We start from the raw sequence: 24,857 nt of genomic DNA on the forward strand, positions 1-24,857 counted from the left end.
TGGTATATAACTAATATAACATTCTAGATTATAATTAAATAGAAGTCAATATTACATATTTACTCCCACTCTATGGTGGCAGGCGGTTTGCTCGTTATATCATATACAACTCTGTTTACACCCTTGACTTCATTTACTATTCTCCTGGACACTCTATCCAATACAGGATAGGGTATCTTTGCCCAGTCAGAGGTCATGGCATCTGTGGAAACAACAGCTCTAAGGGCAACAGTATAGCAGTAAGTCCTCTCGTCACCCATAACTCCCACAGAACGTATATTGGGAAGACATGCAAAATACTGCCATATGGATTCATCCAATCCTGCACTGGCTATCTCCTCCCTAAAGATGGCATCTGCTTCTCTGGTTATCTCAAGCTTTTCCTCAGTTACCTCTCCCAGAACCCTTATTGCAAGCCCGGGTCCGGGGAATGGCTGCCTCCATACTAATTTATGAGGTAAACCAAGCTTCTCCCCCACTGCCCTGACTTCATCTTTAAACAGCTCCCTTAAAGGTTCTATAAGCTTAAGGTTCATGTTCTTGGGAAGTCCACCTACATTGTGATGGCTTTTTATAGTCGCAGAAGTTCCAAGGCCGCTTTCAACCACATCGGGGTATATGGTTCCCTGAACCAAAAAACCTATCTCACCCAGTTTTTTAGCTTCTTCTTCAAATACCCTTATAAATTCCTCTCCTATTATCTTTCTCTTCTTTTCAGGATCAGATACTCCCTTTAATTTTCTCAGAAATCTGTCTCTGGCATTTACCCTTATAAAATTCATATCAAATTGTCTTTTAAACACATGTTCTACCTGATCTCCCTCGTCTTTTCGAAGAAGTCCGTGATCTACAAAAATACAGGTAAGTTTTTTACCAACAGCTTTATGTACAAGAACTGCTGCTACGGAAGAATCCACTCCGCCGGACATGGCACATATTACCTTTTTGTCCCCAACTTTTTTTCTGATAAGTTTAACTTTGTCTTCTACAAAAGAAGACATGGACCAATCTGCCTTTAAATTACAGATTTTAAATAAAAAATTTGCAATCATTTTTTTACCAAAAGGAGTATGTTGGACTTCGGGATGAAATTGGACCCCATATATTTTTCTGGAGTCATTTCCCACCGCCGCCACTGGACATTCATCCGTAGCAGCTATAATCTTAAAACCTTCCGGTGCACGGGACACCACATCCGTATGACTCATCCAGCAGCTCTGCTTCTCATCTATGCCACTGAACAATATACTGCTGCTGTCCAGAGTCACATCTGCTTTACCATATTCCCTAACCGGAGCACTTTTAACCTCTCCGCCAAGATTTGCACATATGAATTGATGCCCATAACATATTCCCAAAATGGGAATTCCCAGTTTGAAAATACTGCCGCTTATCTTAGGTGCACCTTTGCCATACACACTTTTAGGGCCTCCGGTAAATATTATGCCTCCGGGATTTTTATCTATTATATCCTTTAAAGGACAAGTATATGGAACTATCTCACAATACACATTATTTTCTCTAACTCTTCTGGCTATAAGCTGATTATACTGCCCCCCAAAATCCACTACAACAACTGTCTGCTTATCCATAGATATTTTAATTTCCTCCTAACCGCTTAAAATAATTATCAATATAAAATTATACCATTTAAAAACATATAATGTATATATAAATTCAGCAGGTTATTCCTGCCTTACACTATAGTTGGGTGCTTCTCTGGTCATGGATATATCATGGGGATGACTTTCCCTAAGCCCTGCAGAAGATTGAATTACAAAAGTAGCTTTTTCATACAGATCTTTTAAAGTAGGGGCTCCCAGATATCCCATTCCAGAACGTATTCCTCCTATAAGCTGAAAAATAGTATCTGCTACAGGTCCCTTACAAGGCACCCTACCTTCCACTCCTTCCGGAACCAATTTCTTGTTTCCCTCCTGAAAATATCTGTCTTTGCTTCCACAAGCCATTGCAGCTAATGAACCCATTCCTCTATAAACCTTATAGCTTCTTCCCTTATATATTTCAGTTTCACCTGGAGCTTCATCGCAGCCTGCAAACATAGAGCCCATCATAGCCACTTTTGCACCTGCGGCCAGTGCCTTTACTATGTCTCCTGAATATTTTATACCGCCGTCCGCAATTATAGGGATGCCAAATTTATTTGCTTCCTCCACACAGTCCATTATCGCCGTAAGCTGTGGTACTCCTACTCCCGATATCACTCTCGTGGTACATATGGAACCCGGTCCAATACCCACCTTTACTGAATCTGCTCCAGATTTTATCAGATCTCTAACTGCCTCACCAGTTGCAACATTTCCTGCAATAATCTGCAATTCCGGATATTTTTCCTTTATAGTTTTGACTGCATTTAAAACTCCTTTAGAGTGACCATGGGCCGTATCCACAGTTATGACATCCACCCCGGCCCTAACCAGCTCATCCACTCTATCCATCATGTCTTTGGTAACACCTACCGCCGCACCACAAAGGAGTCTGCCGCTGTCGTCCTTGGCACTTTGAGGAAATCTTTTGACTTTTTCTATGTCTTTTATAGTTATAAGTCCCCTCAGATTATTATTTTCATCCACTAAAGGCAATTTTTCTATTTTATGCGTCTTAAGTATTTTTTTAGCTTCTTCAATAGTAGTATCTTCCGGAGCTGTTATGAGTCCGCTGCTGGTCATAACCCGGGAAATTTTTTTCTCATAATCATCTTCAAAAACTATATCCCTGTTCGTAATTATTCCCACCAGTTTCCCATTTGTAGTTATGGGGATACCCGATATCCTGTATTTGCTCATAAGTGCCAGAGCATCATTTATGCTATTATCTGGCGAAAGATAAAATGGGTTTGTAATTACTCCGTTTTCCTGTCTCTTCACCTTGTCCACTTCTCCGGCCTGCTGCTCTATGGACATATTTTTATGTATTATCCCAATACCGCCTTCTCTTGCCATGGCAATCGCCATTTTTGAATCGGTAACAGTATCCATACTGGCACTCATAAGAGGTATATTCAATTTTATTTTTTTAGTTAAATTGGTCTTAACGGATACCTCTTTTGGTAAAACTTCAGATTTATTTGGTACTAAAAGTACATCGTCAAAAGTATAGGCCTTTTTTAAAATTTTTGCCACTTAAAATCACTCCTAAAATAAATAATATTATTGTTAAAATGCTTTAACAAAAAAGCCCTACTAAATTCACCTGCAATGAATATAATATGGCTTTATTATAACAACTCCATTCATAGTCGGAAATTTACGGCTTCCGGTAGATACTTCCTGCCATATTGAGGAAATATATGAAATGGATAAAAATTTATTCTTGTTACAAATTTAGATATATTTCTATCTGTCTTATTAACTATTTACACTATTTTATTCAATTTTTTCGTTTTTGTCAATATAAATTTGATGTCAAGTCAAAAACAGCATATAAAAAATAACCCCGTATCCAATGATAGGGGTTACTAAAATTCAACAGCCTGGAAATTAATACATTCCGTTCATTCCAGCTCCGCCTGCTCCAGGCGCACCCGGTGCTCCAGGAGTCTGATTATTCTTTTCCGGAATATCTGCTACTGCCGCTTCTGTAGTTAAGAAAGTACTTGCCACAGATGCCGCATTCTGAAGTGCAGATCTTGTAACTTTTGTAGGATCAACTATACCATTTTCTACCATATCTATATATTTATTTGTAAGCACATTATAGCCAATGCCAACTTTGCTGTTTTTAACTTTTTCAATTATTACAGAACCTTCAACACCGGCATTAGCTGCTATCTGTCTGATTGGCTCTTCCAATGCCTTTCTCACTATATCTATGCCAACTTTTACATCCGGTATATCTGAAGTTAATTTCTCAACTTCTGGAATTGCATTGATATAAGCTGTTCCACCGCCGGGGCCCATGCCTTCTTCAACTCCTGCCTTGGTAGCTGCCAGTGCATCTTCTATCCTCATTTTTTTCTCTTTCAGTTCAGTTTCAGTTGCCGCTCCAACATTTATTACAGCTACACCACCTGCAAGTTTTGCAAGTCTTTCCTGTAATTTTTCCTTGTCAAAATCAGAAGTAGTTTCATCTATCTGTACTCTAATCTGAGATACTCTGTCCTTAATAGCCTGTTTATCTCCTCTTCCGTTTACAATAGTGGTATTATCTTTATCTATTTTCACAGATTCAGCTCTTCCTAAATCGTCTAAATCAACGTTTTTCAAGTCTCTTCCAAGTTCTTCAGAAATCACGTGACCGCCCGTAAGTATTGCTATGTCCTGAAGCATTTCCTTTCTTCTGTCCCCAAATCCAGGTGCCTTTACAGCAACACAAGTAAATGTACCTTTCAGTTTATTTACAACCAATGTTGCAAGAGCTTCGCCCTCTACATCATCGGCAATTATAAGTAATTTTCTTCCCTGTTGAACTATCTTTTCAAGCAGTGGAAGTATTTCCTGAATATTCGATATCTTTTTATCAGTTATCAATATATAGGGATCATCTAATGAAGCTTCCATTTTTTCCGTATCCGTAACCATATATGCACTTAAATAGCCTCTGTCAAATTGCATTCCTTCAACTACACTCAGGTCAGTTCCCATAGTCTTAGATTCTTCAACAGTTATAACGCCCTCATGACCAACCTTTTCCATGGCATCAGCTATCAATTCACCTATTTTTTCATCAGAAGCCGATATAGATGCAATTCTTGCTATGTCTTCTTTACCCTTCACAGCTTTTGAAATCTTTTTTATTTCCTCTACAGCTTTATCTACAGCCATATTTATGCCCTGTCTTATAAGCATTGGATTTGCTCCGGCTGCAACATTTTTCAATCCTTCTCTTATTATAGCCTGGGCCAATAAAGTTGCTGTAGTAGTTCCATCACCTGCTACATCATTTGTCTTTGTAGCCACTTCCTTTACAAGCTGTGCTCCCATATTCTCGTAAGGATCTTCCAGTTCTATTTCCTTTGCTATAGTAACACCATCATTAGTAATAAGTGGTGAGCCAAATTTTTTATCAAGTACTACATTTCTTCCCTTGGGTCCAAGGGTAATTTTTACCGTGTCTGCTAATTTATTGACGCCGTCCTGCATTTTTGCCCTTGCGTCTTCACCGAATAAAATACTTTTTGCCATAAAAAAACCTCCCTACAACATACATTTTTATAATAAAAACTTTTTTGTTCTTGAATTTAATATTTTTACTCGATTACAGCCAATATGTCATCCTGTTTTAAGATAGTATAATCCTTATTGTCTATTTTTACTTCATTTCCGGCATATTTGGAAAATAATACTCTTTGCCCTACCTTAACCTCCATATTAACTTGTTTTCCATCAACCATTCCGCCAGGTCCTACTGCTACGATTTCAGCTTCTTGTGGTTTTTCCTTGGCAGTACCCGGTAAAACAATACCACTTTTAGTAGTTTCCTCCACTTCTATTTTTTTAATTACAACTCTGTCTCCAAGTGGTCTAATTTTCATCTAAACCCCTCCTTAAAATACTTTAGATTTATTTAAATTTAATTTTTAACTTTTTCTTGTTAGCACTCATTAATTATGAGTGCTAATACAATTATTATAATAATGAATACTATTTATATTATCAAATTTAAATTCAGTATATATTATACTAAATTTCCCAAAAAATGTTCAATATCCTTTAATTAAATAGATATTTCAGCTTATTTCTATCGATTTCACTAATATCCTATTATAAAAAGTAACGTGCAAAAGATACACTACTATTGTTTTCCAAATACATATATCTATATACAAAAAAAGTAATAAATAATATTTTAAACTTACTTATTACTTCCAGATTGAGAACCGCCTCTTACCATTTTGGATATTATCTTCTCCCCTTTGAGTACACCTACAACAAACAAAGAAATCATGAGAAGCGCTATGACTATAAGTTCTATCTTGTTCCCCGAATATATTTTTGATCCAAAATATGTGGAAATAACTATTCCAGGCAGTCTCCCCAATGTAGAATACATTATGAAATTTTTAAGGTTTATATCCGATATCCCACATATATAGGCCAGCACATCCTTCGGTATGCCCGGAATCAAATACAACAAAAACACTACAGAATTTATGCTTCCCAAACGCAATATTTTATCGAAAAATTTCAAATGCCTCTTGGATATCATTTTATTTACCAAAGGCTTGCCGTAAATTTGCGATATTCCATAACAAATTATACTCCCAACGGTTATACCTATAATGGACAGTATGCTTCCAAACACAGTGCCATATATATATCCACCTGACATCTGAACGATCTCCCCTGGTATAAAAAAAGCTATTACCTGTAAAATCTGAATGAGCAAAAATACCGAGACACCGTATTTCCCGTAAGAGGTTATTATATATCTTATTTTGTCAGGATCTCTAAATATATAAATATATCTGTGATAATATTCATAGGCTGCAACGAGCAGTACAAGTCCTATTACACTTAAGGCTATATAAGGTTTATATTCTATTAATTTTTTTTTAATTTTTTCTTTCAATGAAATCACCTTAAAATATACTTAACTTTAATATTAATTATATCCACTTAATTTTGCCATATACTTTTATTTTGGAACAAACATATCCGCTTATAAAGATTTTATCATAATAATAGCTGCAGATACATTAATTTTCGATTAAATTTTAAAATGCAAAGAGCCCCGACAATCCATGACAAATTATCGGGGTGTTTCATAATTATCTGCTCAAATTTACTTTTTTAAATTTTTCCAGATTTTCATTGGAAAGTACGGATTTTTTACTGGACTTTCTGCTGAATTTAATCAATTGGGGTCTGGATTTCATCAAGCTGACCATTGTACCAGGGCCTCCAATACAGCCTCCCTGACACATCATTCCCTCTATAAAATTTCCATGGAGTCTTTTTAATCTGGCAATAACCATGGCCTTTTTTATTTCGTCTCTTCCACTTGCCTTCACAGGTTTAAAATCAATTTTGTCCTTTTTATCACCTATGCAATTTTCTACAGCAGCTGTAAGGCCTCCCTGCTGGGCAAAGCCCCTTCCATAAAGAGAGGCATCATCCACAGGTATGTCATCACAACTTTCAGGTTTCACGCCAAATGCACCCATAAGTGCAAATATTTCCTCAAATGTCAGTACATAATCCACTGCACCTCTTACAGAATCCCTGTTAATTTCACTTTTTTTAGCGGTACAGGGTCCTACAAAAACTACCACTGCATTTTTATCCTCTTCTTTTATCATCCTGGCAACAGCAACCATAGGTGAAACGGTACTGGATATTTTAGAAACCTCACTTGGAAATTTAGTTTCAATATAACTTACAAATCCCGGGCAGCAGGAACTTGTCATGTATTTGTCCCCGGAATTCATTCTATTTACAAATTCATCGGATTCATTTACAGTAACTGCATCTGCGCCACAGGCAACTTCAACCATATTCTTAAAGCCAATTTTTTTAAATGCACTCTTAAGCTGCCCAACTGTGACTTTCGGTCCAAATTGCCCAGTTATAGCAGGAGCTGCCACAGCATATATGTCTTTTTTTTCACATAAGGCACCTGTAACTTCTGCAATATAACTTCTATCAGCTACAGCTCCAAATGGACATGCAGCCATGCAGGCACCGCAGTTGATGCATTTCTCCTTGTCTATCTGTGCTTTTTTACTATCCGGATTTATCTCCAGAGCCCCAGTAGGACAAGACTTTTTACAAGGTCTCATCACTTCCGCTATGGCATTATAGGGACATACTTTTTTACACATACCACATTCCTTACAGACATCATGATCTATGTGTGATCTCCCGTTAACTCTAGTTATGGCATTAGCAGGACACACTTCCATACATTTATGTTGTATGCATCCTCTGCAGGCTTCCGTTACACTGTATTTGTATATAGGACATCTATCGCAGGCAGCCGAAAGAACATACATCATATGATCCCTGTCATCAATTTTTTTTAAATCCAAAGTTATATTATCAGTAGGTATGAACCCAGATGCCAGTAAAGCTCTTTCATATAAAACCGCTCTTTCTTTGTACACACAGCACCTATATTCTGCCTTGTCCTTACCCTTAATTATCTTATAGGGTATTTTTATCAGCTCTTCCTTGTTCAATTTATTCTTCATGACCAGAGAAGCAACTTCCCTTAGAACCAAAAATTTCAATCTTTTTAATGGAGTCTCAAAATTCACCATTTTATCCATCCCCCATGACATCTAATAATATATCTTCCCTTGTTTAAATTATAACAGATTATAATTTTAATTGTAACAACTTTTATAAAATCAGAAAATATTTTTTGATTCCTTATTTAACAGTAATCTACAACCAATCAATTTTTAATCTAATCAGTATCAATTTGATCGTGAAAGTGGTACAGGGATTCTACAGTTGACAATGGACAATTGACAATGAATGATGGACAACATTTTCACTACTTTCCCAATGACACAATAAATCTGCCCAGACACATGACCATAAAAGCTATTATACAAACTGCAGCATACATTTTGGATTTATCTTTAAATGCGCTCATGCCGTTAAAAAGTACAAAAGGTGCCGCAAAGAAAAGTAAAAACAGCCCCCAATTGGGTATAAGTGCTATAGAACAAGTTACATAATAAGCTGCAGCAATTAACATTTTAGATTTTTCCCCTGTCCTAAATCCAGGTATGTACTTTAATATATTCTTCAATTTTTCTTCTCCCCTAACTTTCTATATCTTCACATTGTTTTCTCTTGCGTAGTAGAAGAGGTACTGCTGTGCAAACCCTGACAGCTGGCCAAACTTATTTATCCCAAAATCTCTTATTTTTTTCAAGGATACATCCGGTGCCAGATAAAAGTGCTCCATAGCCCTTTTAACCCAGACATCTACAGGAAATGCAGAATACTTCTGCATGGAAAAAAGCATGATGCAGTCAGCTACTTTTGGTCCTATACCCATAAACTTCTGCAGTCCTTTATGACATATTTCATCTTTCTGCATTTTAATCCAGTTTATATCATAGGATTTGTCATAATTTTGTCGATTCTCAATTCCCCTGTAATAAATTTTCCTTACAGTATCCATTATATATTTGTTCCTAAATCCGGTACCGCAGGATGCAAGTTCTTCCATAGTGGCATCCTTCAATTTTTCTATCTTTGGAAAAGCATAATAGGTTTCTCCTCTGTATTTTATAGGTTCACCCCATCTCTGGCTGATCTTTTTCAACGCCCTTTTTATCATAGGTATTCTGTTGTTTGCAGATATTATAAAAGAAACAATGAGTTCAAAAGGATCCTGTTTCAAGAGCCTTATTCCACTTCCAAATTCCACTGCCTTTTTTAAAATCGGGTCTTTCTTGAGAATCTTTTTTATTTCATCATAGTCCCTGTACAGATCAAAATAATCTGCCCATATCTCTTTAAAATCCTGGGGAGATGTATTGTACAGCAATACATCATTATCTCTTTTTTCCACCTCAATAACTCTCCTGAAAGCCACACCTATATAATTGCCATTTTCCTTCCTATCCCATCTGAAACATTGTCCGCAATCAAATATATGGGGCAGCTCAAAATTCCGCACATTTTTTATTACAATTCCACCTTCAAAACTTTCTATATAGTTAAAATCCATATATGTACTCCTTATTTTCATAATTTAAAAGGCTGTACCAGAACAACTCCAGTACAGTCTTTTCCCTATCATTTCTTTAGATATTCATCTATAGCCTTTGCCGCTCTTTTACCTGCCCCCATGGCAAGTATTACCGTGGCAGCTCCAGTAACTGCATCTCCTCCAGCGTATATTCCCTCTCTCGTAGTCAGTCCGGTATCATCCTGTACCACCAGGCATCTGCGCTTGTTAATTTCAAGTCCCTTCGTTGTAGAAGCTATAAGTGGATTCGGTGAAGTTCCAAGTGCCATAATAACTGTATCTACAGCCAGATCAAATTCCGAGCCCTCTATTTTAATAGGTCTTCTCCTGCCAGATTCATCCGGCTCGCCTAATTTCATCTTTACACATTTCATTCCCTTGACCCAACCTTTTTCATCTCCCAATATCTCTACAGGATTAGTCAAAAGATTGAATTTTATCCCCTCTTCCTCGGCATGATGAACTTCTTCAGCCCTTGCCGGAAGTTCCGCACGGGATCTTCTATACACTATACATACCTCTGCACCAAGTCTAAGTGCCGTCCTAGCAGAGTCCATTGCCACATTTCCTCCGCCTACTACGGCAACTTTTTTGCCAACTTTTATAGGCGTGTCGTAGTCCTTCTTAAACGCCTTCATGAGGTTATTTCTTGTTAAAAATTCATTGGCTGAAAATACTCCGTTTAAATTTTCCCCAGGTATTCCCATAAACCTTGGAAGACCTGCACCAGAACCTATGAATACTGCCTCAAAACCTTCCTTATCCAGGAGCTCATCTATGGTAATAGTTCTGCCTACTATCATATCAGTTTCTATCTTAACTCCTAATTTCTTCACATTTTCAACTTCATGCTGCACTACTTTCTCCTTCGGAAGCCTGAATTCAGGAATTCCATATACTAAAACTCCACCTGCCTTATGTAAAGCTTCAAATATGGTAACATCATACCCAAGTTTTGCCAAGTCTCCGGCACATGTGAGCCCTGAAGGTCCACTGCCGATTACAGCTACTTTTCTGCCGTTCTTGGGTGAAGTTTCAGACAAATCAATGTTATTTTCACGGGACCAATCCGCCACAAATCTCTCCAGCTTGCCTATGGCAACAGCATCCCCCTTTTTCCCAAGAACACATTTTCCTTCACACTGGTTTTCCTGAGGACACACCCTTCCGCAAACTGCAGGAAGTGCACTGGATTCAGCTATTATTCTGGCAGCTTTTTCAAAGTCTCTGTTTTTAACCTGTTCTATAAATTTGGGTATTCTTATAGAAACAGGGCATTGAGTCACACACATGGGTTTTTTACAATTCAGACATCTGGATGCTTCTTTCACAGCCTCATCTTCGGTATACCCAAGACACACCTCATCAAAATTAGTGGCCCTTACTTTAGGATCCTGTTCACTTATTGGGACTCTCCTCATCCTATTAAATTTTTCCTCTGCCCTACATTCACGGCCTTTTCTGTCAAAGGTATCCCCTTCTTCTTTTTTCAATATCTTTTTTCCCTCTTCAGTCTTGTACATGGCCTGTCTTCTCATAGCCTCGTCAAAATTTACAAGATGACCGTCAAACTCAGGTCCGTCCACACAGGCAAATTTAACTTTTCCACCTATGGTAACCCTGCAGGCTCCACACATTCCAGTACCATCTACCATTATCGGGTTCAAACTCACTATTGTCTTGATGCCGTATTTTTTAGTAAGCTGTGCTATGAATTTCATCATTATCATCGGCCCTATGGCAACTACATAATTATAGTCCTTATTAGTTTTCTTATCAATAAGTTCCTTCAAAAGGTCCGTAACAAAACCCTTATATCCATAACTGCCGTCATCAGTAGCTATATAAAGGTTATCACAAATGGGCTTTAATTCATCTTCAAAAAGAAGATAATTTTTAGATTTACATCCAACTATGACATCAGCCTTTATCCCATGGCTGTAAAGCCATTTTACCTGAGGGTAAACCGGTGCAGTGCCAACTCCTCCTGCTACAAATATTATATTTTTCCCCTTGAGTTCTTCCAAACTCATATTCATAAGATCGGAATGCTGTCCCAGTGGGCCAACAAAATCTTCAAAATAATCTCCTGTTTTATATTCAGCCATTCTCTTGGTTGAATCTCCTGATGTCTGAAATACTATTGTAACCGTGCCCGCTTTTGAATCATAATCACAGACAGTTAAAGGTATCCTCTCCCCTTTTTCATCCATTTTAACAATGACAAATTGACCAGGTAAGCAAGATGATGCAACTCTCGGTGCATCTATATCCATTAAAAAAATTTTGGGTGCCAGTTCTTTTTTTCGTACTATTTTATACATGATATCACGCCAATAAATGTTTTATTCCCTTTTCATAGTGCATATGGTCATTCACTCCAAGGGTGTAAATTCGGATAAAAATTACCCTATGCATAATTTTGACGATTTCAACTCCCCTCTATTTATACTTGACCCATAGTAATCCTTTATAATTATATCACATAATTACAAAAAGTGCATAATTTATTAATTAGCAAAAGGATCATCAAACCATATTTACAATTTGTTATAAAATGGTTTAATGATCCTTTAAAATTTTGATTTAATTCGAACAATTATTTTTTATAGTCATAGAATCCTTTTCCGGTCTTTCTTCCAAGCCACCCGGCTCTTACATATTTCCTGAGCAGCGGATGAGCCCTGTATTTGGAATCACCAGTCTCTGTATAAAGTACATCCATTACGGCAAGACATACATCAAGTCCTATAAGATCTCCCAATTCCAAAGGTCCCATCGGATGATTTGCACCTAACTTCATGGCCTTATCTATGTCTTCCTTCGAAGCTACACTTTCAGCCAGTATACCTACGCCTTCATTTATCATAGGTATTAATATCCTATTTACAATAAAGCCCGGAGCTTCAGCTACCTCTACAGGGTCTTTGCCTATGCTTATGGCAACTTTTTTAACCTCATCAAAAGTATCCTGTGACGTAGCCATTCCCTTTGTTATTTCAATCAATTTCATAACAGGTGCAGGGTTAAAGAAGTGCATACCTATAACCTTGTCAGGCCTGTTTGTAGCGGATGCTATTTCAGTTATAGATAATGAAGAAGTATTGGAAGCCAAAATGGTACTAGGCTTACATATTTTATCCAGTTCAGAAAAAATCTGCTTCTTTATTTCCATGTTCTCTACTGCCGCTTCTACTACTAGATCGCAATCAGCTGCCAGTTTAAGGTCAACTGTTCCTTTTATTCTAGAAAGTATGCCGTCAGCATCTGCCTGTGTCATCTTTCCCTTGGCCACTCTTTTTCCCAGGGTCTTTTTTATTCCTGAAATTCCTCTTTCAACAAATTCATCTTTTATATCTCTTACTATAACTTCCACACCTTTTGATGCAAAAGCCTGAGTTATGCCGGAACCCATTGTCCCTGCACCAAGAACACATACTTTTTTCATCTATATCCCTCCCCTAAATTTACCTGATCTATTTCATAGCTTTAATCTGGGATACCATTTCAGGTACAATCTTTCTGTAATCCCCAACTAAAGCAAGATCTGCTACTTTCATTATTGCAGCGCTTTCATCCTTATTTATAGCTACAATAAAATCACTATCCTGCATTCCTGCCAGATGCTGTATAGCTCCGGATATTCCACAAGCTATATACATTTTAGGCCTTACGGTCTTCCCCGTCTGTCCTACTTGATATGCCTTGTCTATCCATCCATTATCAACAGTTGCACGGGAACCTGCTATAGTTCCTCCCAGGAGATCCGCCAGTTCTTTCAGGACTTTGAAACCTTCCTGGCTGCCAAGTCCTCTTCCTCCAGACACTATGACATCTGCTTCCCCTATATCCATTACATTTTTTGCAACTTTTATCACCTGGTCTATCTTAATCTTAACATCAGAAGAGCTTACATCTGCCTTGAATTTATCTATGTCTGCAGTCCTGCTGTCATCTTTTCCAAGTTTTTCAAAAACTCCCGGCCTCACAGTTGACATCTGGGGCCTGTGATCGGCACACTCTATAGTTGCCATAAGATTTCCACCAAATGCCGGCCTCGTCATAAGCAAATTTTTTGACTCCATGTCAACATCAAGTCCCGTACAATCTGCCGTAAGTCCTGTTCTGAGTCTGGCCGCTATCCTCGGTCCCAGATCTCTTCCTATATATGTTGCACCTATGAGAAATACCTCTGGTTTTCTATCATTTATCAATTCACAGATGACTTTGGCATAAGCATCTGTGGTATAATGCCTCAAAAGCGGGCTGTCCGCATAGATCACCTTGTCAGCTCCATAAGCAACCAGCTCTTTAGCTGCATTGTCCATATCACTTCCAAGCAATACAGCAGTTAATTCAACCCCTAATTTGCCTGCCAGATCCTTGCCTTTTCCAAGCAATTCCAGTGCAACTTTCTGCAGCTCTCCGTCTCTCTGTTCTGCAAATACCCATACACCTTTGTAATCTGCTATGTTCATTATAAATCCCCCCTAATTAAATTAAGTGTTTTTCCTTTAATTTTGAAAGTGCATATGTTACAGCTTCCTTATATGGCTTATTAACTATTTCTCCTTTTCCTCTTGCCTCTTTCGTAGCAGTTCTTCTAACTCTTGTTGGAGAACCTGAAAGTCCAAGAAGGGATTTATCTACATCTATGTCGTCCGCATGCCATACCTTTATATCCTGCTTGAATATCTTAAATATGTTCTTCATATGCATATATCTAGGTTTATTCAGCTCTTTTATAGCTGTAAGAAGCACCGGAGTCTTCACGGTCACAGTCTCATAACCGTCCTCCAGGGCCTTTTTCACTTTTAACGTATTTTTGTCTTTAACTTCAACTTCTTCCACATAAGTCACCTGAGGTATGTGAAGAAATTCAGCTATCTCAGGACCAACCTGGGCGGTATCACCATCTATAGCCTGCCTGCCGGCAAATATAATATCATAGTCCAGCTTCTTCAGAGCACCCGACAGCGCATATCCTGTGGCACAGGTATCCGCACCTGCAAAAGCCCTGTCTGTTATAAGTATTGCATCGTCAGCACCCATTGCCAGGGCTTCCCTCAGTGCAACTTCTGCCTGGGGCGGTCCCATGCTTATTACTGTGACTTTTCCCCCTTCTTTTTCTTTTATAACCAGCGCCTCTTCGAGGGCATTTTTATCGTCCGGATTTATTATTGACGGAACACCTTCTCTTATCAATGTTCCTTTTTTAGGATCTATCTTAACTTCATTGGTATCTGGTACCTGTTTTAAACAAACAACTATATTCATTATAAGTTCCCCTCCTATCTAAATAACTTTCCTGAAATAACCATCTTCTGAACTTCTGAAGTTCCCTCGTATATTTCAGTTATTTTAGCATCTCTCATCATTCTCTCTACAGGATAGTCCTTAGTATATCCATATCCACCAAATATCTGAACCACTTTAGTAGTAACTTCCATGGCTACGTTGGCTGCTATCAGTTTAGCCCTTGCTGCATCCACGGTGTAATTAACTCCCCTGTCCTTATTTACAGCCGCCTTATAGACCAAAAATCTGGCAGCTTCTATCTCGGTATCCAAATCTGCTACTGTCCAGCCCAAACCCTGAAATTTAAAAAGCGGCCTTCCAAATTGTTTTCTCTCTTTCATGTATTCAATAGCTTCATCCAAAGCACCTTCTGCGATGCCGAGAGCCTGTGCGGCTATGCCGATTCTTCCACCGTCAAGAGTCTTCATTGCTATCGGGAAACCTCTTCCCTCTTTTCCTACCAGGTTCTCTTTTGGAATTATGCAGTCCTCAAATATCAACTCGGTAGTGGAAGAAGCTCTTATGCCCATCTTGTTTTCCCTTTTACCTATGGAAAAACCCGGTGTTCCCTTTTCAAGTATAAATGCAGATATTCCATGGGTGCCCTTGCTCCTATCCGTCATAGCAAATACTATGAAGGTATCTGCAACTCCTCCGTTTGTAATGAATATTTTTTGTCCGTTTAAAACATAATGATCTCCGTCAAGGATAGCCTGGCTTTGCTGGCCCGAGGCATCAGTACCTGCATTGGGCTCTGTCAAGCCGAAAGCGCCAAGTTTTTCTCCCTTTGCCAGAGGTACCAAATATTTTTGTTTTTGTTCTTCTGTACCAAATTGTTCAAGCAGTGAAGCACAAAGCGAAGTATGTCCTGACAATATGACTCCTGTAGTGGCACAAGCTTTGGAAACCTCTTCAACAGCCAATATATAAGACAGCGTATCTCCACCTGCTCCGCCATATTTAACTGGAAAAGGGATTCCCAGCATACCGTATTTAGCCATTTTATCCACTGTTTCCTGAGGAAATCTCTCGGTTTCATCTATTTCAGCAGCTATCGGCTTAACTTCGTTTTCGGTAAATTCATCTACCATCTGTTTTACAAATTGTTGTTCCCTTGTTAATGTAAAATCCATTTATTTTACCCCCTAATATAGTTTCATACTATAAAATATAGCCTCCAAATTATTTATTCTTAAAATTTTTCTCTCTTTTTTCTACAAAAGCCGTCATTCCCTCTTTTTGATCTTCTGTAGAAAAGCATTCACCAAATACTTCTGATTCGTAAGCTGTAGCTGTATCTATGTCACATTGAATTCCCCTATTTATGGCAACTTTGCTCATTCTAACAGCTATAGGTGCATTGGCCACTATTGTATTTGCCAGTTTTTTTGCTTCTTCCAGCAAATTTTCAGGTTCATATACACCGTTTACCAGACCTATTCTAAAAGCCTCATCAGCCTTTATCATTTTTGCAGTATATATGAGTTCTTTGGCCATGCCCAGTCCAACTACTCTTGCAAGCCTTTGAGTTCCTCCAAAACCCGGAGTAATTCCCAGTCCTACTTCTGGTTGTCCAAATTTAGCTTTTGTAGAAGCCAACCTTATATCGCAAGCCAAGGAAAGTTCACATCCACCGCCTAGAGCAAAACCATTTACCGCTGCTATAACGGGTTTTTCCAAATTCTCAAGTTTTCTGAAAACTTTATTGCCAAGTCTGCCGAATTTTCTTCCTTCAACAGAATTGAAATCTTTCATCTCAGTTATATCTGCCCCAGCTACAAAAGATTTCCCTGAACCAGTAACTATTACAGCCAGCACAGTATCATCTGCTGCAATCTCATCCAGAGCGCCATTTATTTCGGTTACTGTCTCCGAATTCAAAGCATTGAGTGCCTTAGGCCTATTTATTGTAAGCAGTGCCAGTTTCCCCTCTTTTTTCAGAATAATATTCTTATATTCCATATTGACCCTCCCCAAAGTTTTAATAATTTTAATAAATTTATGATAAAATTATATGATAAAATTAAATGTTTTATCGCAACAATTGTTAATAATATCACAAATATATGCAATAATAGTCAAAGTAAAATCCTTTGCTTTAACTATTATTATATACTTTGAAGTTACATATTTCAATATAAATAGTATAATTATTGCTACTTTTATCTAAAATTCAGAATTTTATACTGTACAGCTGTATTTGTTAAACAAATTTTTATTCCATATCATTTAACAGACAACTTAAAATCAGCAAGCTGTCACTTAAATGTACACCTTCTACTTTCACATCATCCGGAACTACCAGATCCACCGGCGCAAAATTCCAAATACCCTTTACTCCATTTTTTACCAGTATATCACAAACTTTCTGTGCATTAATGCTCGGAACACATATTATACCTATATCTATAGTATTCTCCTTTAAAAAATCAGGCAGATAGTCAATATCTTTTATTTCAATATCTCTTATCCTAAGGCCAATGAGTTTAGGGTTTACATCAAATATAGATTTTAATTCAAACCCCAATTTTTCAAAGCCGGTATAATTAGCTATAGCCTGACCTATATTCCCTGCACCTATTATCACTGTTTTATACAATTTCACAAGGCCAAGTATATTGCATATCTGGCTATATAATTCACTTACATTATACCCGTAACCCTGCTGTCCAAAATCTCCAAAACAATTCAAGTCCTGTCTTATTTGGGAGGCTGTAAACCCTATTTTTTCACTCAATTCTTTTGAAGATATTCTATCTACGTCGTTTTTCATCAGATCGCCTAAATATCTATGATATTTGGGCAATCTCCTTATCACAGCCATCGATATATTTTTTTTCTTATCCATAAAGCACCTCGTATTTATAAAATTTATTATCTTATCTATTATTATATTTATATAATTTATACTATTATTTAATTATATCATATGTCAATAGCTTCTTTTTCTATTATCTAATACAATATTTCAAATTAGGACTACAAAAAAGTTATCACCAATAGTAAAATATTAATGGTTAAGGAAGGTGTTATTTACTCATGGTAGTTTTAAGTTGTAAGAACATCCATAAAAGCTATGGAATAAAAGTTGTACTTGAAAATGTAACTTTCAATATAAATGAAGGAGACAAAATAGGTCTCATAGGTCCAAATGGAGCTGGTAAATCCACTTTATTCAATATTTTGACCAATAAATCCAGTTATGACAGCGGAGATCTATATATAGACAAATCAAAAAACCTGGGATACCTAACTCAGCATTTGTCTTTAAATTCCTCAAATACAATATATAAAGAAATGTACACTGTATTTAAGGATCTCGTAAATCTGGAAAAAAAATTGGGCAAACTGGAAACTCTGATGAGTGAGCCCTATGACTCACATAATGAAGAGTATCATAATAAATTGATAAATGATTACACTACTTTCTCTGAAATCTATAAAAACAGGGGAGGATATACCTACAAGGCAGAGATAAATAAAACTTTAAAGGGTCTGGGATTTTCCGAAGAAGAATACAGCACACCCATAGATGTACTGAGCGGCGGCAAAAAAACACGTGTTGCACTTTGTAAACTCCTTCTTATAAAACCAGACATACTCTTGCTTGACGAACCGACAAACCACCTGGATTTAGATGCCATAGAATGGCTCGAGGACTATTTAAAATCCTACAAAGGTACTGTAATATCAATATCCCACGACAGATACTTTTTAGATGCCATAACCAGTTCAACTATAGAGCTTATAAATGGCCATATAAATTGCTACAACGGCAATTATACCAAATACCTGGAGCTTAAAAAGAAAAATTATGAAGTCCAGCTAAAAGCATACAATATACAGCAGGAGGAAATAAAAAAGCAGGAGGAAATCATTAAAAAATACAGATCTTTCAACAGAGAAAAAAGTATAAAAGCAGCAGAAAGCAGGGAAAAAAGGTTAAACAAACTAAAAAGAATATCCCCTCCTGACAAAGATAAAAAAATAAAAAATGTTACATTTGAAACCCGGCTAAACAGCGGAAATGATGTACTACAAGTAGAAAATTTAAGCAAGGGTTTCGACAGCAATACTCTATTTCAAAATTTAAATTTTAAAATAGAAAGAGGTGAAAAAACAGCAATTATTGGTGAAAATGGCTGTGGAAAAACCACACTTTTTAAAATAATTATGGGAAAAATCAAACCTGATACAGGAAAATGTCTATTGGGCAAGAATGTAAAAATAGGGTATTATGATCAGGAACAGTCCGATTTGGATCCTGAAAACACAATTCTGGAAGAAGTATGGAATAAATTTCCCAAATTAACTGATACAGAAATACGAAATTCATTAGCAAGCTTTCTTTTCACCGGAGATACAGTATTTAAAAAAATTTCTTCTCTAAGCGGAGGTGAAAAATGCAGGATAAACCTACTAAAATTAATTTTATCTAAATCAAACTTTCTGCTTTTAGATGAACCTACAAACCATCTGGATATAAATTCAAGAGAAGCTCTGGAAAATGCACTGTTAAACTACAGCGGTACTTTGCTTGTAATTTCCCATGATAGATATTTTTTGAATAAATCTGTAAACAGGATATATGAATTAAGTAAAGATGGCATGAAAGAATATTTGGGAAATTACTCTTATTATGTCGAAAAGAAAAAAAACCCCTCGAGATTTGAAAATCAGGAAAAAATCAGCGGGAAAACCAAAACTCAGATGCAGCATGACAGAAGGAAGAAAAGGGATCTTGAAAAAAAACAGCATGAAAAAAAAGCTGAAATAGAAAATATCGAGCAGGAAATATCAACTTTAGAAAATTCTCTGACAGAGTTACAAAAAAAATTGTGCCTAAAAGAAATCTATTCCAACCCTAAAAAAAGCAGTGAAATAAACAAAAAAGTTTCAGACACACAACATAAAATAGATGGGTTATACAATAAGTGGGAAAAGATGCTGTAAACAAACGTGCGGCAGTATTTTTCCAAAGTCCTACCGCACTCAATACTATTTCCTATATTTTCCTATTTTTTCTTCCATGGTAATCCCGGAGGGCTTATAGTCTATTTTTACTACGGATGCCACTCTAGAGGCCCCGTATTTAACACATATATTCTGGGCCTTTTCCACTATTTTCAAAAGCCGGCTTAATTCCCCCTCCATCGTAGTCTCCATAGGTCCTACTTCATATTTAACTCCACAGGAATCTATGTACTCAATTACCTTATCAACTACTCCATAAAGCTCCTTTTCATCAACTAAAGGCAAAACCTGCAGACTCACGTTTGCCAGTGCCATAATATCAACCTCCTAACTACATTTTGAGAAGCTTCTTTAATTTTTTTACATTATTTCGGCTTATCGGCACCTCTGATTCTTCTTCATCATCCATAACCAACTTGTAAGTGCCGTTAAACCATGAATATAATTCTTTGATATTATCTATATTCACCAAAAAACTTCTATGAGATCTGAAAAAATTAGTTCTTTCTTCTATCTGGGCCAGGGTGTATCCTACCAGGTAACTGTCATCTTTCACCTTGACATACGTTTTATCATCTTTTATATAACAGTAATAGATATCATTCACATCTACCAGTATTATCTTTCCATGCCTTTCACAAGGTATTTTTTTTACAAGTTTCTTTTCTCTGTCCATCTTGTCTATCAATTCATTCAAAATATCCTTAGGTATTTTCTCATATTCCACATTCTTATTATTTTTTTGCATAAGCCTGTCTATAGTAACTGCTATTCTGCTTTCATCAAATGGCTTTAGCACATAATCCAGTGCATTTAGTTCAAATGCCTTTACTGCATGCTCTTCATAAGCAGTGACAAATATTATATCGATATTATCGTCAAACTTTTTGATATTTTTAGCTACTTCCATACCATTTTTTGCTGGCATATTTATATCTAAAAATACCGCATCAGGCTTTTTTGATTTTATAAGCTCCATGCCGGTTTTGCCGTCATATGCAATTCCCTCTACAGATATGCCTTCATGCTGTGATATTATATAGCTCAGTTCTTCTGCAGCAGGTATCTCATCTTCTACAATAACACATCTCAATTTATCCATCTACCGATGAAACCTCCCTCATTGATATTGAAAAACTAACCTTGGTTCCATTATTTACAGACGTCTTTATATCAAGTCCATGATCTTCCCCATACAATAGTTTCAATCTTTCATTTACATTCTTAAGCCCTATGCCCGGCCATTTAGTTAATACTTCCTTTAATCTCTTTTGATCCATTCCCACTCCCGTATCTCTTACGCAAAAACGTATTTCACCGTCTTCAAAAAATGCCTTGAGATACACCTCCCCGCCTTCCGGTTTAGGCAGTATGCCGTGCTTTACAGCGTTTTCAACAATGGGCTGAAGCACAAATACAGGTACTTTCTTATCCATCATTTCCTCCGGTACATCAATAATTAAACGAAGTCTGTCACCAAATCTGGCCGTTTCAATAGAAAGATAGGATTGGATAAATTCAATTTCATCTTTTAAATAGACAAAATCCTCCTGCCTTTTTAAAGTCTGTCTAAAATAATTAGATAAATCTATTATGAGTTCCCTAGCTTTTAGAGGATTTGTCCTGCAAAAAGATGCTATGGTATTTAGTGCGTTAAACAAAAAATGAGGTTCAATTTGAGCCCTTAAAGCCCTGAATTCTGCCGTAGATGCTTCTTTAGCCAATTTGTTTAACTTATACAACTCGATCTGGTTTGACAAGAGATCACTTAGTTCTTTCCCAAATTGCACGAAATAGGGATTGATGTTTTTCTTCGATCTCACCCCCAATCCAAGCACTCCTTCAAAACCTGAGTTAGGTATTTTAAAAGGGGCACATACAAAAAACATTGATCTGTCACTGTTTATCAATTCAATAACTCTGTAATCGGGCGACTTATTATAATTTTTTACCTCCTTTTTTAACTTGTCTTCACATATGTCAATTCCTGAATAGGCTAAGAATCCATTTTTATCTCCTATAAATATACCATCTGCATCAGTCATTTCATATATTATTTCAGAAACATTTTTTGCCGTCTTTCTGTCAAGTCCCTTTCTCATATAATTCATCGTTTTCTTTGCAATATTTAAAGCTCTCTGTGCCTCTATGGCACCAATTCTATTATATTCCTCCTTGGCACTTTTTATTATATTTATAAAAATCACCGATCCAAGTGAATTTATCAGTATCATAGGCACTGCTATGATATCCACCAGTTTAAGTGCAGCACTAAATGGCCTGGAAAGCAATAAAATTATAATCATCTGGCAGCATTCCGCCGATACTGCCCCTATAAATACGTGCTTTAAATTAAAATCTTCATCTTTTGAATACTTCTTTATAAGCCCTCCGATAAATCCCTCCGCCAAAGTGGCAACTCCACAGGAAAGGGCAGTAAATCCCCCTAAAAAATACCTATGGGTTCCAGCTATAATTCCAATTATTATTCCAAATATGGGTCCCCCTATATATCCTCCCACTATAGCTGCTATGGGACGGGTATTGGCTATGGCATCATGCAGCCCTATATAGCCTGCCTGAATGGAACCCATCGGCTTAATACTGTTCATGGCATATGGTTCCACATTCACACCTGTATAATTGCCTATAATGCCTAATATCCCAAAAAATGCTATAAGTGCAACCTTATCTATAAATTTCAGCTCACCCTTGATCATATTTTTCAAGACATGCGACTGGTTGTATATATATGCAGATATAGCTATAAGAGCCATGCTTTCAAGCAATTGAATATATATCAAAATTTACCACTCCTAGAAAAACCACTTTGCTTACTTTCTATCTCTATTAATAAATTATATAACATTATATAACAAAATTAAACTTATAACGAATAAAAAAATGTCAATTGGCCTTCTATTTTGACTTTTTAATGTACCTTTTCATCAATTCAGCGATTTTAGATAGAAAAATTAATACATTCATACTATCATTATGGATGTAAACCATTAAGTATCATATGTAAACCATTAAGCATTACTTGTATTTATTTATAAAATTTTAAGGGAGGTTGTTTTATGAACTCAATAGTGCTTGTAATTGTAGGAGCTCTTGTATTAGTTCTGGGTTACAGATTTTACGGCTCCTGGATTGCAGCTAAAGTACTGGTTTTAGACGAAACCAGAGAAGTTCCATCTAAAAAATTCGAGGATGGCCATGACTACGTTCCAACCAACAAATGGATACTTCTGGGCCATCACTTTGCCGCAATTGCAGGTGCAGGACCATTAATTGGACCTGTACTGGCAGCCCAATTTGGTTATCTACCAGGTGCACTGTGGATTTTAATAGGTGGTGTATTAGCTGGTGGAGTTCACGATATGGTAATTTTATTTGCTTCAGTCAGACAAGATGGACAATCCATTGCAGAGATCGCCAGAAAAAATTTAGGTGAAAAAATGGGTTTCATCACATCGATTTCAGTTATATTTATATTGATAATTACTATGGCAGGTCTTGGACTTCCAATAGTAAACTCACTCTACAACAGCCCCTGGGGTACTTTCACAGTTGGTTTTACCATTCCAGTAGCAATTTTTGTAGGTATTTATCTTAAATTCATAAGGCCTGGTAAAATAGCTGAAGGTACTGTCATAGGTATGGGACTCATCATTCTCGGAGTTGCCCTGGGACCTGTTATCCAGCACACGGCTATAGCTCCATATTTAACTTTCAATGTTAAACAGATGTCACTTATACTGGCTATATACGGTTTCTGCGCTGCGGTTCTTCCTGTATGGCTGCTGATGCTGCCAAGAGATTACTTAAGCACATATATGAAACTGGGTGTTATAGCACTGCTGGTAGTAGGTATCATATTGGTTAGGCCAACCCTTCAGATGCCGGCAATCACCAAATTTGTAGCAGGTGGAGGACCTATAGTTCCAGGCAAGGTGTTTCCGTTTGTATTCATAACCATAGCCTGTGGTGCACTGTCAGGTTTCCATTCATTAATCGGGTCAGGTACAACTCCTAAACTCATCGCAAATGAAAAGGACATACTGCCCATAGGTTTCGGTTCAATGCTTATAGAATCCTTTATAGCACTTATGGCACTGATAGCCGCAACCTGTCTTCCAACAGCCGATTACTTCGCCATAAACTCTGCACCAGCTGTATTTGCAAAACTTGGAATGATTCCAAAAGAGCTTCCCATGCTGTCACAGATGGTGGGTGAAAACCTGGCAGGCAGGCCTGGTGGAGGTGTATCCCTTGCAGTAGGTATGTCCTATGTATTTTATAAAATACCAGGCATGGAGGGACTGATGTCCTACTGGTATCATTTCTGCATAATGTTTGAAGCGCTGTTTATCTTGACTACAATAGATGCAGGCACCAGAATAGGAAGATACCTAATACAGGATTTGATAGGTAAAGTTTCCAAGCCTCTTGCAAAAAAGGATTCCTGGTTCAATATAGTTTTCTTCAGTTTTCTTATGTCATTTGCCTGGGGGTACTTGCTGTACACCGGTAATATATCAACCATCTGGCCGCTGTTTGGTGTAGCCAACCAGAGTTTGGCAGCCATAGCTTTTGCAATTGGTACTTCGGTTCTAATAAGAATGGGCAAGAAAAAATATATACCAATTACAGTAATACCTATGGTTTTCATAAGTGTGGCAACCTTAACGGCATCTGTTGAAAATATAACCGGAAACTACATTCCAAATCATAAGACTTTGCTTACAGTATTATCCGTCATATTGATAGTCATACTGGTAGTCATACTTTACGAAAGTATCAGACATTGGATTACAGATTTGAAATCCGGGAAATTTGATAAAGAAACAGAAAACAATGCCATTTAATAACAGTAAATACTTTTGATAAAAATTGCCTCAAAACATTTT

The 24,857-nt window shown here is 37.1% G+C and carries 20 protein-coding genes and 1 riboswitch; of the genes, 2 read left to right on the forward strand and 18 right to left on the reverse strand.

What is annotated here, in order from left to right; all coding sequences use genetic code 11:
• Positions 1-59 precede the first annotated feature (59 nt).
• From guaA to AB8S09_RS10960, 15 genes are all read right to left on the reverse strand, one after another.
• A complete protein-coding gene (gene guaA / locus AB8S09_RS10890; RefSeq protein ID WP_369869108.1) occupies positions 60-1,592 on the reverse strand; it encodes a glutamine-hydrolyzing GMP synthase in 1,533 nt (510 codons plus the stop codon).
• Positions 1,593-1,685: 93 nt separating this feature from the next.
• Entirely contained in the window at positions 1,686-3,143 is a 1,458-nt protein-coding gene (guaB, locus tag AB8S09_RS10895) for an IMP dehydrogenase (protein WP_294180187.1), read from the reverse strand.
• A gap of 93 nt (positions 3,144-3,236) precedes the next feature.
• A riboswitch (purine riboswitch) is annotated at positions 3,237-3,334 on the reverse strand.
• A gap of 166 nt (positions 3,335-3,500) precedes the next feature.
• Positions 3,501-5,144 carry a chaperonin GroEL gene (gene groL / locus AB8S09_RS10900; protein WP_294180185.1) on the reverse strand — a complete coding sequence of 548 codons (1,644 nt, stop codon included), beginning with the start codon at positions 5,142-5,144 and terminating at the stop codon, positions 3,501-3,503.
• A gap of 65 nt (positions 5,145-5,209) precedes the next feature.
• Positions 5,210-5,494, reverse strand: a complete 285-nt coding sequence (gene groES / locus AB8S09_RS10905; protein WP_294180182.1) for a co-chaperone GroES — start codon at positions 5,492-5,494, stop codon at positions 5,210-5,212.
• A gap of 320 nt (positions 5,495-5,814) precedes the next feature.
• Complete coding sequence (locus AB8S09_RS10910; protein ID WP_294180180.1) at positions 5,815-6,531, reverse strand: TVP38/TMEM64 family protein; 717 nt, start codon at positions 6,529-6,531, stop codon at positions 5,815-5,817.
• A gap of 199 nt (positions 6,532-6,730) precedes the next feature.
• On the reverse strand, positions 6,731-8,221 hold the full coding sequence (locus AB8S09_RS10915) for a 4Fe-4S dicluster domain-containing protein (RefSeq protein ID WP_369869109.1): 1,491 nt from the start codon (positions 8,219-8,221) through the stop codon (positions 6,731-6,733).
• A 239-nt stretch (positions 8,222-8,460) separates the two neighbouring features.
• Positions 8,461-8,721 carry a hypothetical protein gene (locus tag AB8S09_RS10920; RefSeq protein WP_294180175.1) on the reverse strand — a complete coding sequence of 87 codons (261 nt, stop codon included), beginning with the start codon at positions 8,719-8,721 and terminating at the stop codon, positions 8,461-8,463.
• 21 nt (positions 8,722-8,742) lie between these two features.
• On the reverse strand, positions 8,743-9,651 hold the full coding sequence (locus AB8S09_RS10925) for a DNA-3-methyladenine glycosylase family protein (RefSeq protein ID WP_294180174.1): 909 nt from the start codon (positions 9,649-9,651) through the stop codon (positions 8,743-8,745).
• 68 nt (positions 9,652-9,719) lie between these two features.
• Positions 9,720-11,996: a bifunctional dihydroorotate dehydrogenase B NAD binding subunit/NADPH-dependent glutamate synthase gene (locus tag AB8S09_RS10930; protein WP_294180173.1), complete on the reverse strand. Its 2,277-nt coding sequence runs from the start codon at positions 11,994-11,996 to the stop codon at positions 9,720-9,722.
• Positions 11,997-12,271: 275 nt separating this feature from the next.
• On the reverse strand, positions 12,272-13,120 hold the full coding sequence (locus AB8S09_RS10935) for a 3-hydroxybutyryl-CoA dehydrogenase (protein WP_294180172.1): 849 nt from the start codon (positions 13,118-13,120) through the stop codon (positions 12,272-12,274).
• 28 nt (positions 13,121-13,148) lie between these two features.
• Complete coding sequence (locus AB8S09_RS10940) at positions 13,149-14,150, reverse strand: electron transfer flavoprotein subunit alpha/FixB family protein (RefSeq protein WP_369869110.1); 1,002 nt, start codon at positions 14,148-14,150, stop codon at positions 13,149-13,151.
• A gap of 16 nt (positions 14,151-14,166) precedes the next feature.
• Positions 14,167-14,949 carry an electron transfer flavoprotein subunit beta/FixA family protein gene (locus AB8S09_RS10945; protein WP_294180168.1) on the reverse strand — a complete coding sequence of 261 codons (783 nt, stop codon included), beginning with the start codon at positions 14,947-14,949 and terminating at the stop codon, positions 14,167-14,169.
• Positions 14,950-14,963: 14 nt separating this feature from the next.
• A complete protein-coding gene (locus tag AB8S09_RS10950) occupies positions 14,964-16,103 on the reverse strand; it encodes an acyl-CoA dehydrogenase (RefSeq protein WP_294180166.1) in 1,140 nt (379 codons plus the stop codon).
• A gap of 49 nt (positions 16,104-16,152) precedes the next feature.
• A complete protein-coding gene (locus AB8S09_RS10955) occupies positions 16,153-16,932 on the reverse strand; it encodes a short-chain-enoyl-CoA hydratase (RefSeq protein WP_294180164.1) in 780 nt (259 codons plus the stop codon).
• A gap of 253 nt (positions 16,933-17,185) precedes the next feature.
• Entirely contained in the window at positions 17,186-17,818 is a 633-nt protein-coding gene (locus tag AB8S09_RS10960; RefSeq protein ID WP_294180161.1) for a redox-sensing transcriptional repressor Rex, read from the reverse strand.
• Positions 17,819-18,009: 191 nt separating this feature from the next.
• Between AB8S09_RS10960 and AB8S09_RS10965 the strand changes: the two genes are divergently transcribed.
• Positions 18,010-19,923 (forward strand): ABC-F family ATP-binding cassette domain-containing protein, encoded by a 1,914-nt coding sequence (locus AB8S09_RS10965; RefSeq protein WP_294180158.1) that lies wholly within the window; start codon positions 18,010-18,012, stop codon positions 19,921-19,923.
• 45 nt (positions 19,924-19,968) lie between these two features.
• On the opposite strand, the gene AB8S09_RS10970 is transcribed toward AB8S09_RS10965, so the two are convergent.
• Genes AB8S09_RS10970 through AB8S09_RS10980 form a run of 3 tightly spaced genes read right to left on the reverse strand, consistent with a single transcriptional unit; the run spans position 19,969 to position 22,748 of the window.
• Entirely contained in the window at positions 19,969-20,259 is a 291-nt protein-coding gene (locus AB8S09_RS10970) for a thiamine-binding protein (RefSeq protein WP_294180156.1), read from the reverse strand.
• Positions 20,260-20,275: 16 nt separating this feature from the next.
• Positions 20,276-21,046 (reverse strand): LytR/AlgR family response regulator transcription factor, encoded by a 771-nt coding sequence (locus AB8S09_RS10975; protein ID WP_294180154.1) that lies wholly within the window; start codon positions 21,044-21,046, stop codon positions 20,276-20,278.
• Positions 21,039-22,748, reverse strand: coding sequence for a LytS/YhcK type 5TM receptor domain-containing protein (locus AB8S09_RS10980; protein WP_294180152.1), 1,710 nt, complete (start codon positions 22,746-22,748; stop codon positions 21,039-21,041). Before AB8S09_RS10980 ends, AB8S09_RS10975 begins: the two co-directional genes overlap by 8 nt.
• A gap of 276 nt (positions 22,749-23,024) precedes the next feature.
• On the opposite strand from AB8S09_RS10980, the gene AB8S09_RS10985 reads away from it, so the two are divergent.
• Positions 23,025-24,815 carry a carbon starvation CstA family protein gene (locus tag AB8S09_RS10985; RefSeq protein WP_369869111.1) on the forward strand — a complete coding sequence of 597 codons (1,791 nt, stop codon included), beginning with the start codon at positions 23,025-23,027 and terminating at the stop codon, positions 24,813-24,815.
• Positions 24,816-24,857: the final 42 nt, after the last annotated feature.

It is taken from the genome of Clostridium lapidicellarium (genome assembly GCF_041224415.1).
GTDB classification, from domain to species: Bacteria; Bacillota; Clostridia; order Clostridiales; family Clostridiaceae; genus Clostridium_B; species Clostridium_B lapidicellarium.

What these genes read in the sequence shown, in the direction of transcription:
- AB8S09_RS10975 (WP_294180154.1), bottom strand. Translation starts at nt 21,046, where the DNA reads ATGGATAAATTGAGATGTGTTATTGTAGAAGATGAGATACCTGCTGCA.
- AB8S09_RS10925 (WP_294180174.1), bottom strand. Translation starts at nt 9,651, where the DNA reads ATGGATTTTAACTATATAGAAAGTTTTGAAGGTGGAATTGTAATAAAA.
- AB8S09_RS10945 (WP_294180168.1), bottom strand. Translation starts at nt 14,949, where the DNA reads ATGAATATAGTTGTTTGTTTAAAACAGGTACCAGATACCAATGAAGTT.
- AB8S09_RS10940 (WP_369869110.1), bottom strand. Translation starts at nt 14,150, where the DNA reads ATGAACATAGCAGATTACAAAGGTGTATGGGTATTTGCAGAACAGAGA.
- AB8S09_RS10985 (WP_369869111.1), top strand. Translation starts at nt 23,025, where the DNA reads ATGAACTCAATAGTGCTTGTAATTGTAGGAGCTCTTGTATTAGTTCTG.
- AB8S09_RS10960 (WP_294180161.1), bottom strand. Translation starts at nt 17,818, where the DNA reads ATGGATAAGAAAAAAAATATATCGATGGCTGTGATAAGGAGATTGCCC.
- groES (WP_294180182.1), bottom strand. Translation starts at nt 5,494, where the DNA reads ATGAAAATTAGACCACTTGGAGACAGAGTTGTAATTAAAAAAATAGAA.
- AB8S09_RS10930 (WP_294180173.1), bottom strand. Translation starts at nt 11,996, where the DNA reads ATGTATAAAATAGTACGAAAAAAAGAACTGGCACCCAAAATTTTTTTA.
- AB8S09_RS10970 (WP_294180156.1), bottom strand. Translation starts at nt 20,259, where the DNA reads ATGGCACTGGCAAACGTGAGTCTGCAGGTTTTGCCTTTAGTTGATGAA.
- AB8S09_RS10965 (WP_294180158.1), top strand. Translation starts at nt 18,010, where the DNA reads ATGGTAGTTTTAAGTTGTAAGAACATCCATAAAAGCTATGGAATAAAA.
- AB8S09_RS10915 (WP_369869109.1), bottom strand. Translation starts at nt 8,221, where the DNA reads ATGGTGAATTTTGAGACTCCATTAAAAAGATTGAAATTTTTGGTTCTA.
- AB8S09_RS10955 (WP_294180164.1), bottom strand. Translation starts at nt 16,932, where the DNA reads ATGGAATATAAGAATATTATTCTGAAAAAAGAGGGGAAACTGGCACTG.
- AB8S09_RS10935 (WP_294180172.1), bottom strand. Translation starts at nt 13,120, where the DNA reads ATGAAAAAAGTATGTGTTCTTGGTGCAGGGACAATGGGTTCCGGCATA.
- guaA (WP_369869108.1), bottom strand. Translation starts at nt 1,592, where the DNA reads ATGGATAAGCAGACAGTTGTTGTAGTGGATTTTGGGGGGCAGTATAAT.
- groL (WP_294180185.1), bottom strand. Translation starts at nt 5,144, where the DNA reads ATGGCAAAAAGTATTTTATTCGGTGAAGACGCAAGGGCAAAAATGCAG.
- AB8S09_RS10950 (WP_294180166.1), bottom strand. Translation starts at nt 16,103, where the DNA reads ATGGATTTTACATTAACAAGGGAACAACAATTTGTAAAACAGATGGTA.